This window comes from Mobilisporobacter senegalensis (genome assembly GCF_003752155.1).
Taxonomy (GTDB): Bacteria; Bacillota; Clostridia; order Lachnospirales; family Lachnospiraceae; genus Mobilisporobacter; species Mobilisporobacter senegalensis.
Window position 1 is genome coordinate 66969 of sequence record NZ_RJVG01000009.1, and the last position, 17053, is coordinate 84021.

Annotated in this window: 6 protein-coding genes; all 6 read right to left on the reverse strand. The window is 37.0% G+C overall.

Annotation, left to right across the window (positions count from 1 at the left end; genetic code table 11):
- Window positions 1-126 precede the first annotated feature (126 nt).
- The 6 genes from EDD66_RS14005 to EDD66_RS14030 all read right to left on the reverse strand — a co-directional run bounded on the left by EDD66_RS14005 (window position 127) and on the right by EDD66_RS14030 (window position 17049).
- Window positions 127-822: a 4'-phosphopantetheinyl transferase family protein gene (locus tag EDD66_RS14005; RefSeq protein WP_123610222.1), complete on the reverse strand. Its 696-nt coding sequence runs from the start codon at window positions 820-822 to the stop codon at window positions 127-129.
- A 34-nt stretch (window positions 823-856) separates the two neighbouring features.
- On the reverse strand, window positions 857-1636 hold the full coding sequence (locus EDD66_RS14010; protein WP_207667796.1) for a thioesterase II family protein: 780 nt from the start codon (window positions 1634-1636) through the stop codon (window positions 857-859).
- A 6-nt stretch (window positions 1637-1642) separates the two neighbouring features.
- On the reverse strand, window positions 1643-2746 hold the full coding sequence (locus EDD66_RS14015; protein WP_123610224.1) for a DUF3810 domain-containing protein: 1104 nt from the start codon (window positions 2744-2746) through the stop codon (window positions 1643-1645).
- Window positions 2747-2811: 65 nt separating this feature from the next.
- Window positions 2812-3864 (reverse strand): saccharopine dehydrogenase NADP-binding domain-containing protein, encoded by a 1053-nt coding sequence (locus EDD66_RS14020; protein WP_123610225.1) that lies wholly within the window; start codon window positions 3862-3864, stop codon window positions 2812-2814.
- Window positions 3865-3929: 65 nt separating this feature from the next.
- Entirely contained in the window at window positions 3930-5654 is a 1725-nt protein-coding gene (locus EDD66_RS14025; RefSeq protein ID WP_123610226.1) for an ABC transporter ATP-binding protein, read from the reverse strand.
- An 88-nt stretch (window positions 5655-5742) separates the two neighbouring features.
- Entirely contained in the window at window positions 5743-17049 is an 11307-nt protein-coding gene (locus EDD66_RS14030) for a non-ribosomal peptide synthetase (protein WP_123610227.1), read from the reverse strand.
- Window positions 17050-17053: the final 4 nt, after the last annotated feature.

The following is a 17053-nucleotide window of genomic DNA, read 5'->3' on the forward strand; positions in this document are numbered from 1 at the left end:
ATCATGATTTAAGTACACAAAAACAAAAACTCAATAAAATCATATAGAGCTGGAAACTCTATATGATTTTATCGAGTTTTGTCAATGGAGCAGTCAGAAGATGAAATGGTACAAGTATGCGAGAATTTATTTAGCAATTTCAAAAAAATCTTTTATAGTAACTATTTTCATTTTATTCGTTATGTCATGTTGATTACACTTTGTACATAATGCATACCAATGGAATTCATCTAATTTTAAACTAATAAACTGAAAATCATTATTAACTATATCATTCTGAAAAAACCTTATTTTATTGTCATTAAAATCGAAATAAAACTTATTAAATGAATAATTTAACCCTTTACCAATATTCTTAACAAAACTCTCCTTTAGAGTCCAAATACGATAAAATAAGTCTGTCTGCTCATCCTTAGATGTATCATGTAATAGTTGAATTTCTTTCTTTGAAAAGAAACTATATAGGTGTGGTAAATGTAATTCTTTATTCTTTTCTATATCTACTCCAATTGGATAATTATCAACCGCACAAACAACCCAATCACCTGAATGTGATAAATTAAAATATATATTTTCACCAAATGCCAAAAAAGGCTTACCATATGGAGAATACTGAAATTTAATTTGATTATTTTCCAATCCAAATTGTTTTTGCAATATATAACGTAATAATATTTCAGCTGTTATACATCTTATCTTGTCTCTTTCAAAATAGTATTTATTAACTCGGACCACTCTTTCTTTAGACAAATCATTCATTAAGTCTTTTAACTGAGCAGTGTTAGTTATTTCCCCAATATTAATGGCATATTGATATAACATATCTATATCTATTCCTTTCTTTTCATTTGAATATTCAGGCTCCAGTATCCCTTGTTTCTGTATCTTTAACAATAAAATTTACAATGTCATTAGGATATCTGTTTAAAAAAAAATGTTCTCCCTTAAACTTATGAAACTTCACATGATCTTCAATAACTTCGGTCCATTTTCTAATTTTTTCCACATGGGTGGAAAAATCATCAGCAGCATAAAAAATGCTTGTTCCACAACTTATTTTTTCTACTTTGGGTTGAAACTTATACCTGTCCAATATTATAAAATCTGCTCGCAAAATTGGAAGAAAAATTTCCATAATCTCTTTTATATAAAACTCCTCTGGTATTCCCCCATATTCTTCTACCATTTGCAAAAAATTTTCATTAGTCATATTTTCAATGTTATCTCTCTTATTAAAACTATGTGGGGCATTTCGCCCGGAAACAAACAGATGCCTTGGTTCTCTAATTCCTATTTGCTTAAGTTTATAATATATCTCATAAGTCAATAAGGCCCCCATGCTGTGTCCAAATATAACATATTCATCGTCATATTTTAATTGTTCACTTATTCTTTTTGCAATATCATCACTTGCTTCATCAACAGACTGATAATAAGGCTCGCCAAATCGAGTTCCTCTTCCAGCTAATTCAATCATACACAATTCATATCTATCCGGTAGTAGTTCTTTCCATCCATAATATACATTTACTGATGCTCCAGCATATGGAATGGGAAATACTTTTATTTTACTTATTTCACTCACACCTCTCCCAACAAGATACTCACGTCTTCTATCAAAAACTTTTTTGTCCACAATAAATTAATTATACTTCTCTAACCCCCGCTGCTCTGCCAGCAATAAATTTACCATTTTATCATAGCTATTCAAACCGTCTGTCTGGTTATTCGCCTTCAGATATGCATCATTAACAATACTTGAAATATTTGAAATAATACCTTTATACTTGCCCCAATACTGCTCACGCTGCACCATGTCATGCTGCACCCTCTTGGACAGACTGGATATTATCTCCGATGCCTTATCCGAATCAACTTTCTTTAGCACAGATATAGAATGATCAAACGCCAGAAAAAGTCCACTGTAAAGTATCAATGGATCATCCTGCTCCCTGCATGCCAGATAAGATATAAAATTTGCCTCATCCTCGTGCATAAAACCACCCTGATGTGCCAGTTCATGTGCCATAGCAGCAGGCATCATGAAAACTGGCATATCCACATTAATATCAGATTCAAAAGTAAAAGGAACAAAAACACCTTGTATCCCTGCACGAGACATCAGTTTTGACATTACCACTGGTTTTGGTGTGGAATATAAAGAACGCTCCAAAATAGGATACTTCTTTGCCAACGTTTGTATCGACAACACGGATTGTTGTGCATAATAATCAAAATCATCCGGTGCTTGAAGCATAAGGTCATTATCTTCACCTGATTTTTCTCTTGCCTGTCCCATTTCATGGGCAAGTGACTTACACAATTTCACCAGTTCCTCCTCGCTGTAGTTCTCCTCATGATATTCGGTATAAGATAAGAAAGAATACCTATGATAATTTAATCCACTCAAAACAGTAAAACAAAAATATATCACGCTACATATCGCGGCTGTTCCCATAACGCCACGATAAACTATCATCCTACGTGCACCTTTACTTATGATAACCTTGCGCACATAATAAACAATATATAATATCAGAAACAACAAAACCACTACCACCAGCCATTCACTAATAGAAAATTCTACTAGAGAAGGTAAAAATCCTACTGTATTAGACAACATCGGATATACTGATCTACTGTATCGTTCCGCCCAATCTTGATGATTCTGGGCATATTTTGTAAGTATATATGCCACAACTCCAAATAAGATAAACAGCAATCGCTTAAGTAAAAACTTTCTCATAAGATGCTCCTTCTGATAAATTAGTATAGCTTGTACTCAATGCAGCATATGTACTATCATTTATTTCAATATACTTTTTCCTCATAAAAATCATGTTTATTAGAAAAAGTATATTGATTCATAAAATCTAAAGGTAGTACTTCATAAGCCCAATATATACCATTCGGTCTATTACTTGAAATAGCTTGTCGTGCAACTTCAGCAGCTACCATACCCGTCAGCTCTGAACTCGTTTCCATTTGTAAATTCAATTTACATTTTACATTCTTACCATTTTTTACTCCTGAAGCCTCAATTACTAAAGCTACCCATTCCTCTTTAGGCTGATCCTCTAAATGAATGTCTATTTTTGCCATTGCTTCTTCCATTGAAGACTCAAGCTGCATTTGATAAAATTGCATTGCCAAACGAAAGATGTGATCATTGGATGCTATATTGTACCAGTGAAGTTCTTGTACTGAACTGGCTTCCAGAATATCAATTATCTCCTGGCTTAAATACGGTTTCTTATAGACAGGTACATCGACTTCAGGCACAAATTCTTTCTTCATCATATTTATATTTTCCATTTTAACAGACTTATCTTTCCAATAGGAATCTGTTTTCCCAATTACACTATACCCACTCATTAAAATATCTGAGATAGATGTTTTTGTATAATGTTCCGCACCACCTATATAACAATTTACATATTGGGTTTCATCCAGTAAATGATTCAGCACTCGTCTTAATAGCAGACCTGTGATACCAGGACAAAAACCGGCACCTATATAATTTACACCATTAGCACTAAGCACTGCCTTTTCCTCTTGATTCAATAATAAAGCATTGGAAACATCAATGTATTTTGCTCCCGCTTTCATAGCGGCCTGAGCAACTCTGTCTTTAATTACAAATTCAGGTCCTGCACAATTAATCACTATTGCACAACCAGCACAAAAATCATCCAGGTTATCTGAATTAAAAAGGTCTAGAAAATGCCACTTGAAATTATTGAGGTTCAATAATACTGTAGGTTCATGCCGCTGTCCCCCCTTAACTATAAAGTCTTTACATAAGTTCTTACAAATAACTTCACCGATCATTCCGCCACATCCAACTACCCCTATTTGTTCCATCAGTATGACCACTCCTTTCGTTTGATTCAGACATAAAACAGTCTAAAAACTTATTTCAATAACACCTATTCCACTTCCATTGAAAAATCACTATTATAACTACTCAACATACTCAATGCATAAAATCCTTTTTTTGCTTCCATTAATTCATGATACGTACCGTGTTCTTCAATTTTTCCATTACGCAACAGGACAATTTCATCATATCCACTGAGAATAGATTCATCCATCCTATGTGTAATGGCGATTCTTGTAATATTCTGCATTTCACTTAACATACATTCAATGTCCCTGGCTGTTTGATTATCCAACGCTGAAGTCGCTTCATCCATAAGTAATATAGGAGATTTTCTCAGGAGTGCTCTTGCTATAGAAATTCTCTGTTTTTCCCCACCTGAAAAATGAATTCCATTTTCTCCACATAATACATCAATACCGCCTCTGTCGTTAATCAATTTCTGTAACATACTCTTCTTTATTACCTGCTCAAATTCATCTGATTCACATTCGCGAAACAATTTAATATTTTGTTCAATCGTATCATCAAATATAAAACAATCCTGATGTATAAAGCTAACATTCTGGAAAATTGACTGATCACTTATTTTCCCAAGATCAACTCCATCGTAACTGATATTTCCTTCATACCCATCATAAAACCCTGTGATCATCTTTAATAAGGTTGTCTTTCCACTCCCACTTGTTCCTACGATTGCATAGGACTTTCCATATTCAAATTCAAAATTAATATCATTTAGAATTTTTTTCTCATCTACGCTAAATGAAAGTCCTTCCAAGATAATACTATTGCTAAATTCAGGAATATCAACTCTATGAGATTGATCAATTTTTGCTTCTCCTATTTTATTAAAATTCATTAATAAAGCTCGACTGGCCTGTCTTTTGGTAAAACCAGTTATGAGTCTGTTAATAGGAACTGTTACACAATTTAGCAACTGGATAAAAGCCATGATTTCCCCTACCGTAATGTCTCCTTTCATTAGCAACCGAGTTCCAACTACAAATATTACCACGGCAACAAGAAATGTTGAAATATCAGTAAGTGACATAATTAGTGACAATAGATTTTCGTATACCATTTTAGCTTTTTCCTGCTTGTTGGCCTTTGCCTTTGCCCTTTCAAAAATCTCTTTTTCGATGTTAAAACTCTTAACAACCTGATTTCCAGATAATATATCTTTGATAAAAGATACATAACTTTTATTTTGCTCAGCTACTTCACATTGTGCTTTTTGCATACGGTTATTAAATACACTGGAAACCGCAAGAGGAATGATACAAGTGAGTAATATACTCAATGCAAGGATTGAATTAATGATAAACATCATAAGCACTCCGCCTACAAGCATGGTCAGCTGAACAACGATTTCCACGGTCCCTTTTATATAATCGTTTTGAATTACAGTTATATCATTTGACAATCGTGATATGTAGGTTCCATTACTCTCATTGTTGAAACTTCTCATATCTAACCGTAAAATATATTCAACAAGGGTATTTTTCAGGTTCAATGTTGCCCTTTTTGTATATAAATTTTTTATAGCATACCCTGCATACATTCCCACTGCACCTGAAGGTAATAAAATACCTGAAATAGTGGTCAGCGCAACGATATTGTTAATATCTTTATTAATAGAATAATCAATAAATTTTTGTAGTATAATCGCCAGTGCAATAAACAACATAGATGTTACCGTAGCAAGTAAACATGAAAAAACAAATAAGATTATATTCTTTTTGTATATGCTTTTTGAAATTTTTTTATTCATATTAAGCCCTCTCCTTGTTTCTAATCTCATTTAGAGCATGTCTGTAAAATGAAATGGATTCTGGATTTGCTTTGGATAAGATACAATATTAAATATTCTTCATAACGTCCTTAACGAGCTCTTCTTCAATTGTAATACCTGTAATACGAGCAATTAGAGTGCTATTTTGAATGTAGAAGTGCATGCTGACTCCAAAGTCTTCAGACTCCATAATCATTGTTTGTAAAAACATTTTCTCTAATGATATGTCATCTCTACTTGCAAACTTATCAAGGACTCCCTGATAATTAATAATTGGAATGCTATTTAACATTTCATTAAAACCGTACTTTTGTGCTATAAGCATCAACTTTTCTGTAATTGCAGATTGATTAACACTCGATTTTTCTAATGCTGATAAAAGCTGTTTTTGTATTTTGCTTTTCATATCATAAATTGAATACTCTAAATTTAAAGTCAGCCCCAGCATTCCCTTATTGAATTCATCTCTGTTATGTGTCAAAACAGAAATAGGCATATTATTTAATTCTTCAGATAAGTCACTATACATAAGCCCTGATATAAATTCTGCTGCTGTATTAACGGGATGTTCACTAAATTTCTGATATTGTAACTCACTTAGTTTTACATGAATTTCTGTAAACCTTTTCGTGTTTCGTCGAGAGACTAAGTTAGCTGCCTTTTTGGCAACTTCAATATACTTTTCAATTTCAGCCTCTTGATTATTAGAAATTTCCAGTTCATCAACCTGCTTTTTAATCATTTTGCAATATTCTATGAAAGAATAGTTATTTTGAGTGTTAAGTCTGTTGTTCAAAGATTCATTAAGCATAGTCTTAAACAAATCCTGTGAGACTCCATCCCATATTAAATGATGAATTGCACTAAGTACTAAGCAATTATCTGCATCTATTTCTACAATTAAAAATCTAGATAACAGCTTACCGTCTGTCAGAAAACTCATTTCATTCACAATTTCCTTAAATTGTTCTGTAGATAGTTCTAAGTTTCCTTTCATTACTGGAATTTCCCATTCATCTGAATAATCGTATTCTTCTAAATAGCCCATTTTTTGATTCAGTTTTGTTCTTAATGCCCCATGCCTGGAAATTATTTTCTTGACTGCCAAAGAAGCATTCTCTGCCGTTCCTTCTATTCTTATGATTCCAGTAATAATTTCTGTATCTGGCCGCAAGAAATCTTCATGTCCTGTCAATACAGGACATTCTAAAATAGAATGTGTTTTAATATAGTTATCTCCATAATAATTCAACTGTTCTTGTATCATGCTCTTTAAATCGCCATCACGGTTATTATCAATAAATGGTATATCTAATGGTATTTTTACTGCTCCTTTTCTGGTTAAACACGTTTCGACAACATCTTTAATTGCTCTTTCATATGCCAGCACAAATGTTTGAGCATCTTCGTCAGTATACAAGCCAGTATCATATATTATATCAAATTCAAGTTGCCCATTTAAAACAGCCCCATTTAGAGACAATCCCATCCCTGATGAATTTTTTTCTGACATACTTCTTCCTAATGGCATTTCCGACATTGATATTCCTTCAATTCTGTCTATCTCGTTATCCAATTCTCCAAGATAATTGAATGTTATTGCTGCTCTCGTCTCAAGTCCTTTTTGCTCACCAAGATATCTCAGAACTCCATATCCGATTCCATGATTAGGAACCTGTCTCAATGTTTTTTTTGTCTCAAAAATACTTTCTTCAACCGTATCTTTTGTCTCCAAAATAACAGGATATACACTTGTAAACCAACCAACTGTACGATCTATGGCTATCTCTCTATCTATTGCCTCTCTACCGTGACCTTCCATTTCTATGGTTAGGTACTTAGAGTTTCTCCATCGTTTTATCACAATTGTCAGCGATGCCAATAACAAATCGTTTATTTCTGTTTTATATGTCTTTCCTGCTTCAAACAACAACTTTTGCGTCGTTTCAGAGTCCACTTTCACCACTGTGTTTTTGTATTGACCACTTGCTGTTTGTGTACTCTTGAATGTCTCAGCACTATTTGATTTCTCTGATATATTTTCCCAGTATGCTATTTCACTTGAAAGCACTGCACTCTTAGCATATTGTGTTAAAGCATCCGCCCATTCCTTGTACGAAGCCGTTTTCTTTGGCAGCGTGATTTTACCTGTCTCTTGTATTTGTCCATATCCACCGAATAGATCTTCCAGCAGAATTCTCCATGATACACCGTCTATTACCAGATGATGTATACAAATTAGTAAATGATCTCCACTGTTTGAATGGAACAGCCCTATTTTTACCAAAGGTCCTTTGGCAAGGTCTATGCTTGCCTGTAATTTATCGCTGGCACATTCTATCTCTTTCGATATATCTTGTACTTTTGTATAATCATTTTCGTACCAGTCATATAGCTTGCTTTCCTCTGTAGACAGCGTAATTTGACGTTGTCCGTCATATACATTTCTCAGGGCATCATGATGTTTAATGACTTCAGTAATTGCTGCCTTTAAACCAGGTATATCAAACCGCTCATCACTTCTTAACATTAAGGCCTGATTAAAATGATTTGGTACCATGTGACACTTATGGAAAAATTCTCGTTGTATTGGAGTTAGTGAACTTTCCCCATTGATTTCTCCCTGTTCATATACTTGACTTACTCCTCCCTTTTGAATATTTTCACCAATCATTCTTGGTGTCTGTTGATATATTAATGCTGCGAAAGAAAGCTTATAACCTTTTTCCCGTAACTTCGAAACTACCCTGATCGCTTTAATAGAATCTCCACCAAGTTCAAAGAAACTGTCTTCTATGCCCACTGGTGATACTCCTAAGATTTCTTCAAATACTTCCGTAATTGCTTTCTCTGTTTTACTTCTTGGTGGTATATATTCCTGTCCCGCTAATGCATTTGGTTCCGGCAGTGCTTTTACATCCAGCTTACCATTTTGAGTCAGTGGCAATGCGTCTATCTGCATCATAAAGCCAGGTAACATATACTCTGGTAATTCTTCTCTCAAAGCGTTTTTAATTTCAGACATATCCAGTTTCCGCTCTTTATCTGTTGGTATCAGGTATGCACATATACTCTTGTCGCCACCTGCTTCCAGTGCAGCAACTGCCACATCAGATATACCCGGCTGATTCCTTAAAGCATTCTCTATCTCTCCCAGCTCTATTCTAAATCCCCGTATTTTTACCTGCTCATCTATTCTTCCCAGGTATTCCATATCCCCGTTAGGCAGCCATCTCGCCAAATCTCCGGAGCGGTATAACTTACCCTCTCCATATGGATTGTCGATGAACTTACTGGCGGTTAATTCAGGCTGGTTCAGATATCCTTTCGCTACCCCGTCTCCTGCTATGCATAGCTCACCGGGAATTCCTACGCCGCATAACTCCATACCATTCAGTATGTATATCTGTATATTGGAAATTGGATGTCCTATTCCTACACTTAGACTCTTATCTTTCTCTTTGGAGTATATATAGTCACAGCATCCTACGGTAGCCTCTGTAGGACCATATTCATTATGGATCTTTACGCCTTCTCCCAATAGTTTCTGGGTTTTCCATGCTGTATCTGTTGTCAGCTCTTCTCCACCCACAATCAGCGTTTCTAAATTCGGTAAATCTATCCCGTCTGCATAAGTTTCCAGCATCTTTAAATGAGAAGGAGTGAGTTTAAGGAAGGTTACCCTGTTATCTTTTAATGCTGCCCTTAACCTTTCCTCAGTGTCTCCTCCCTTTAGCAGAAGGCATCCACCGCTGATAAGCGGTAAATACAATGAAGTTACTGAAAGGTCGAAGCTTAAGCTTGTAATTAATACAGCAGTACAGGCGCCTTTTTGATATGTTTTATCTGCATATGATAAGTAATGTTCCAAATTGCCACGTGTAACCGCCACTCCTTTTGGCTTTCCTGTGGTTCCTGATGTGTAGATTACATATGCGATATGGTCTTTTTCAACAGTACACTCTGGATTTTTCCCATTCTCATCCATATCCTCAAGATTCATAGAAATGGCCGGTATTTCTGTTTCCAGACTCGTATCTCTTGTTAATATTACTTTTGGTGCTGCATCGTCAAGTATATGCCCTGTTCGTTCTTTCGGAGACGCCGGATCAATTGGTACATAGGAAGCCCCACTCTTTAGAACTCCTAAAATTCCAATAATGGTTTCCGCTTCCAGTGAAGTCATTACGGCGACTCTGTCATTTGGCTTAACACCCAGCGAAATCAGTTTCCATGCCAATGCATTTGCCTTACGGTTCACCTCTTTATAACTAAGTGCTCCCGTTTCGTATTCTATGACCGTCTTCTCAGGTGTCTGTTCTGCGTGCTGCTCGAACAGTTCTATTACTGTATGGTTCTGTGAATACTCCATATGTGTATCGTTGAAAACAGTTAGTATTCTTTGTTGTTCTTCCTCACTGACCATTTTTAGTTCGGACAATTTTGCTTCCGGGTTAGCTATAATGGAATCCAACAATGTCTTAAAATGTTCCAGCATTGCCTGTGCTGTAGTTTTGGTAAACAAATCTCTACAATATACCATATCTAAAGCATACCCATCTTCATACTCCGTAGCTTGTAAATCCAAATCAAACTTTGTGTCACTGGAATTCATTTCTAACATACTCAATTGGGCTTCGCCCATCGTAAGATTGATTTCCTCGTTATTCTGAATGGCAAACATAACATCAAACAGCGGATTACGTGACATGTCACGGCGTACTTCTACTTCCTCTACCAATTCTTCAAATGGGTATTCTTGATTCTCATACCCATTCAATGCAAGCTCTTTTATCTCTCCTAAAAATTCTAAGAAAGTTTTTTCATCCTCTGGATATCCTCTCATTGCCAGGGTATTTACAAACATTCCTGCGATCGTCTCAGCGTCCTGATGCACCCTGCCCGATATTGGTGTTCCTACCACAATATCTTGCTGCCTGCTGTATTTGTGCAGTTCTATCATAAATACAGCCAGTAAGGTCATGTAATCTGTGGTTTTATTTTGTTTATTAAGATTTTCTATTCCGATCTTTTGCTCTTTACTAAGCTGAACAGACGCACGCGCTCCTTTGTAACTTTGGGTTTTGGGACGCGGATAATCCGTCGCCAGATCCAAAACTGGTGCCTCTTCTTTAAATACTTCTTTCCAATAGTCTCTCTGACTCTCCAGGTTCCTGCCACCCATCCATTCACTATAATCTTTGTATTGGATTTCAAGAGGTTTTAATACTTCACCGTTATAGAATCGTGAGAAATCTTCGATTAATATATTCAGAGTCTTATGATCGGAAATGATATGGTGCATATCAAATAGTAAAATATATTTGTTACGATTCCTTTCTTTTACTACTTTAAAACGCATTAGCGGTGCCTTTCCCAAGTCAAATGGACGCACAAACTTTTCCATTTCTGCTTCGCTGTAGCTGTCGGTTTCTTCATATTCCACCTTGCAGGATACTTCGTCTGCAATGATTTGAATCGTTTCTCCTTCTTTCATTCCAAAACTTGTACGCAGTGACTCATGACGTTTGATAAGGCTATCTACCGCTTTTTGTATTTTCTCCAAATCAAGGGTTCCTGTTGCTTCTAATGCTGACGGCATGTTGTATGCTGTACTGCTGCCTTCCATCTGGTCCAGAATAAACAATCGTTTCTGTGCAGAGGATGCCGGATAAGTTTCTCTTTGTTCCGCTTTTGGGATTGGACTGTATTCGCCTTCTCCCTCTGCCTCAATCTTTTTCGCCAACAGGGAAGGAGTTGGTGAACTAAATATCTCTTTCATCTGCAAACGAATTCCTGTTTTTTTCTCGATTGCATTAATTGCTGCCGTAGCTTTTAACGAATGTCCACCAAGTTCAAAGAAACTGTCTTCTATGCCCACTGGTGATATTCCCAAGATTTCTTCAAATACTTCCGTAATTGCTTTCTCTGTTTTACTTCTTGGTGGTATATATTCCTGTCCCGCTAATGCATTTGGTTCTGGCAGTGCTTTTACATCCAGCTTACCATTTTGAGTCAGTGGCAATGCGTCTATCTGCATCATAAAGCCAGGTAACATATACTCTGGTAATTCTTCTCTCAAAGCGTTTTTAATTTCAGACATATCCAGTTTCCGCTCTTTATTTGTCGGTATCAAGTATGCACATACACTCTTGTCACCACCTGCTTCCATTGCAGCAACCGCTACATCAGATATACCCGGCTGATTCCTTAAAGCATTCTCTATCTCTCCCAGCTCTATTCTAAATCCCCGTATTTTTACCTGCTCATCTATTCTTCCCAGGTATTCCATATCCCCGTTAGGCAGCCATCTCGCCAAATCTCCGGAGCGGTATAACTTACCCTCTCCATATGGATTGTCGACAAACTTCCTGGCGGTTAATTCAGGCTGGTTCAGATATCCTTTCGCTACTCCGTCTCCTGCTATGCATAACTCACCGGGAATTCCTACGCCGCATAACTCCATACCATTCAGTATGTATATCTGTATATTGGAAATTGGATGTCCTATTCCTACGCTTAGACCTTTATCTTTCTCTTTGGAATATATATAGTCACAGCATCCTACGGTAGCCTCTGTAGGACCATATTCGTTATGAATCTTTACACCTTCTCCTAATAGTTTCTGGGTTTTCCATGCTGTATCTGTTGTCAGCTCTTCTCCACCCACAATCAGCGTTTCTAAATTCGGTAAATCTACTCCGTCTGCATAAGTTTCCAGCATCTTTAGATGGGAAGGAGTAAGCTTAAGGAAGGTCACCCTGTTATCTTTTAATGCTGCTCTTAACCTTTCCTCAGTATCTCCTCCCTTTAGCAGAAGGCATCCACCGCTGATAAGCGGTAAATACAACGAAGTTACGGAAAGGTCGAAGCTTAAGCTTGTAATTAATACAGCAGTACAGGCGCCTTTTTGATACGTTTTATCTGCATATGACAGGTAGTGTTCCAAATTGCCTCGTGTAACCGCCACTCCTTTTGGCTTTCCTGTGGTTCCTGATGTGTAGATCACATATGCAATGTGGTCTTTTTCAACAGTACGCTCTGGATTTTTCCCATTCTCGTCCATATCCTCAAGATTCATAGAAATGACCGGTATTTCTGCTTCCAGACTCTTATCTTTTGCTAATATTACTTTTGGTGCTGCATCGTCAAGTATATGCCCTGTTCGTTCTTTCGGAGACGCCGGATCAATTGGTACATAGGAAGCCCCACTCTTTAGAACTCCTAAAATTCCAATAATGGTTTCCGCTTCCAGTGAAGTCATTACGGCGACTCTGTCATTTGGCTTAACACCTAACGAAATCAGTTTCCATGCCAATGCATTGGCCTTACGGTTTACCTCTTTATAACTAAGAGCTCCCGTTTCATATTCTATGACCGTCTTCTCAGGTGTCTGTTCTGCGTGTTTCTCAAACAATTCTACTACCGTAGGATTCTGTGAATACTCCGTATGTGTATCGTTGAAAACGGTTAGTATTCTTTGTTGTTCTTCCTCGCTGACCATTTTTAGTTCGGACAATTTTGCTTCCGGGTTAGCTATAATAGAATCCAGCAATGTCTTGAAATGTTCCAGCATTGCCTGTACTGTAGTTTTGATAAACAAATCACTACAGTATACGATATTTAATATGTACCCATCTTCATACTCCGTAGCTTGTAAGTCTAAATCAAACTTTGCAACAGCAGAATCCAGCTCCAGTATAGATAGCACCGTTTTATCCATCGTAAGATTGGTATCCTCGTTATTCTGAATGGCAAACATAACGTCAAACAGCGGATTACGTGACATATCACGGCGTACTTCTACTTCCTCTACTAATTCTTCAAATGGATATTCTTGATTCTCATACCCATTCAATGCAAGCTCTTTTATCTCTCCTAAAAATTCTAAGAAAGTTTTTTCATCCCTTGGATATCCTCTCATTGCCAGGGTATTTACAAACATTCCTGCGATCGTCTCGGTGTCCTGATGCACCCTGCCCGATATTGGTGTTCCTACCACAATATCTTGCTGCCTGCTGTATTTGTGCAGTTCTACCATAAATACAGCCAGTAAGGTCATGTAATCTGTAGTTCCATTTTGCTTGTTTATTTTTTCTATTCCACTTCTTTGATCCTTGCTCAATCTAGTAGATACTTGTGCTCCTTTATAACTCTGGGTTTTTGGACGCGGATAATCCGTTGCCAGATCCAGAACTGGTGCCTCTTCTTTAAATACTTCTTTCCAATAGTCTCTTTGACTCTCCAGGTTCCTGCCACCCATCCATTCACTGTAATCTTTGTATTGGATTTCAAGTGGTTTTAATACTTCACCGTTATAGAATCGTGAGAAATCTTCGATTAATATATTCAGAGTCTTATGATCGGAAATGATATGGTGCATATCAAATAGTAAAATATATTTGTTACGATTCCTTTCTTTTACTACTTTAAAACGCATTAGTGGCGCTTTTCCCAAGTCAAATGGACGTACGAATTTTTCCATTTCTGCTTCGCTGCAGCTGTCGGTTTCTTCATATTCCACCTTGCAGGATACTTCGTCTGCAATGATTTGAATCGTTTCTCCTTCTTTCATTCCAAAACTTGTACGCAGTGACTCATGACGTTTGATAAGGCTATCTACCGCTTTTTGTATTTTCTCCAAATCAAGGGTTCCTGTTGCTTCTAATGCTGACGGCATGTTGTATGCTGTACTGCTGCCTTCCATCTGGTCCAGAATAAACAATCGTTTCTGCGTAGAGGATGCCGGATAAGTTTCTCTTTGTTCCGCTTTTGGTATTGGACTGTATTCGCCTTCTCCCTCTGCCTCAATCTTTTTCGCCAACAGGGAAGGAGTTGGTGAACTAAATATCTCTTTTACCGGCAAACGAATTCCTGTTTTTTTCTCGATTGCATTAATTGCTGCTGTGGCTCTTAGCGAATGTCCACCTAATTCAAAAAAACTATCCTCTACTCCGATTGGAGATACTCCCAGTATTTCCTCAAATACCTCTACAATTGCTTGTTCCGTTTTATTTCCTGGTGGTACGTATTTCAGGCTTTCTAATATATCTGGCTCTGGTAACCCACGCTTATCCAATTTTCCATTCATGGTCAGCGGCAATTCATCTATCTGCACCATAAAGGCAGGAACCATATACTCCGTTAATTCTTCTTTTAATGCTTCTTTAATTTCAGATATATTGAGTTTTTCACCTTTCTCTGCAATCAGGTACCCACAGAGAATTTTATCACTTCCAACTTCTTTTACGACAACGACAACATCTGCTACTTTGCTCTGTTTTCTTAACACACTTTCGATTTCGCCTAACTCTATCCTGTACCCACGGATTTTGACTTGTTCATCCATTCGACCTAAATACTCTATATTTCCATCTGGCTGCCAACGTGCTAGATCTCCTGTACGGTACAGTCTGCCTTCTCCGAATGGATTCTTGATAAATTTCTTAGATGTCAGTTCCGGCTGATTCAAATAACCTCTTGCTAAACCATCTCCTGCTATACACAACTCGCCAGGTACTCCAATACCACATAACTCCATTCCATTTAGAAGATATACTTTTGTGTTTGCAATGGGACGTCCAATGGTAATTGCAGCAGAGTCCGGATTCACTCTAAAGCTGGTTGCATTTACCGTAGATTCTGTAGGACCATATGTATTTAATACTTTTAATCTTTTCGCCCATTCTTTTAAGCTTTCTAAGTTACCCGCTTCTCCGCCTGACTCCAGCAAACGAAGTGTCGGTAATTCTTCAGCACACAACCCTTCAATTACTTTAGGCGTCAATGATGCTGTTGTTACATTATTTTCACTTATATATTTTTGTAGTTGCTCCATATCATATGTTATATGCTTTGGTACAATACATAATGCCGCACCATTGCAAAGTGCAGGGAAAATATCACCAACCGCCTGGTCAAAAGATATATTTGCAAATTGTAACACCGTATCCTTGTGGTTTAGTGCAAATGTTTCCTTATATGTTACCCACATATTGACTGCATTTCCATGTTCAATTAAAACCCCTTTTGGATTTCCAGTTGTACCAGAAGTGTAGATACAATATACTAGATCACTTGGGCTGTTAACAGGTGAAAGATTGTCCGTTTCATTTGCATAATTATTCTCATCTTCTAAATCTAATACTGGAGTTTCTACCTTTCCTGGCAACTGGGTCTTGTACGTCAATACAACCTTTGGTCTGCTGTCCGCCAGCATATACCTAATTCTATTTTCCGGGTATTCCGGATTGATTGGCACATATGCTCCTCCGGCCTTGATGATCGCTAATATTCCTACAATCATCTCCATGCTGCGCTCTGTAACCAAAGCTACCAAATCGTTTGGAACCACTCCTGCATCCCTAAGAGTACATGCCAACTGATTTGCTCTCTCATTCAGTTGGGCATATGTCATTTTTTTGTCTTCAAATTTAAGTGCGATATTTTCTGCTGTTTTCTTTACTTGATTTTCAAATAAGCCGACAACTGTTTTATCCCGAGAGTATTCTATATCCGTTGCATTGAAATCAGTTAATATCTTCTCTTCTTCATTGACATCGATCATATGCAAATCCTTAAGTTTCTTCTCCGGATGTGTTACCGCTTCCTCAAGTAGTGTTACATAATGCTTTGCCATGTATTCAATGGTTTCTTGTTTAAATAAATCTGTACAATACTCAAAATCAACTTCATACCCTTCTGACGTACATTCTACCAGAACGGATAAGTCGAACTTTGAAACATTTCTTTTTATAAATGCACTTTTTCCTCCCAACAGACCTTGCATTTCCGATGGTTTTTTCTTTTCTTTCAATCCGAACATGAAATCAAATATGGGATTTCTTGAGAAATCTCTCTTTTTCTCTACTGCTTCAACCAAATCTTCAAATTGATATTCCTGGTTATCGTATGCTTGGAGACACTTCTCCTTTACAACTAAAAGCATATGCTCAAAAGTATCGTCAGGACAAACTTTTCCCTTTATTACCAGGGTATTGACAAACATCCCCAACATACCTTTCGTATCTGCATGAACGCGACCCGACACGGCTGTTCCCACGATAATTTCTTCCTGGCGGCTATATTTGCCTAATAATAAAATGAATACAGATAGGGTCACCATAAATTCAGTGGCACCATACTTTTGGGCTAAATTTTTAACCCCTGAACTTATTGGCTCTTTCACCTTTGCCAGAACATTGGACCCTCTGAAAGACTGTGTTTGAGGACGGAGGAAATCCGTCTTCAAATCTACTCTGGATATTTCACCAGCGAATTCCCTCTTCCAATATTCTTCCTGTTTTGTAATATCATGAACATTCTGCCATACACTAAAATCTTTATACTGGACTCGATTAGAATTTTTATTCATAAGT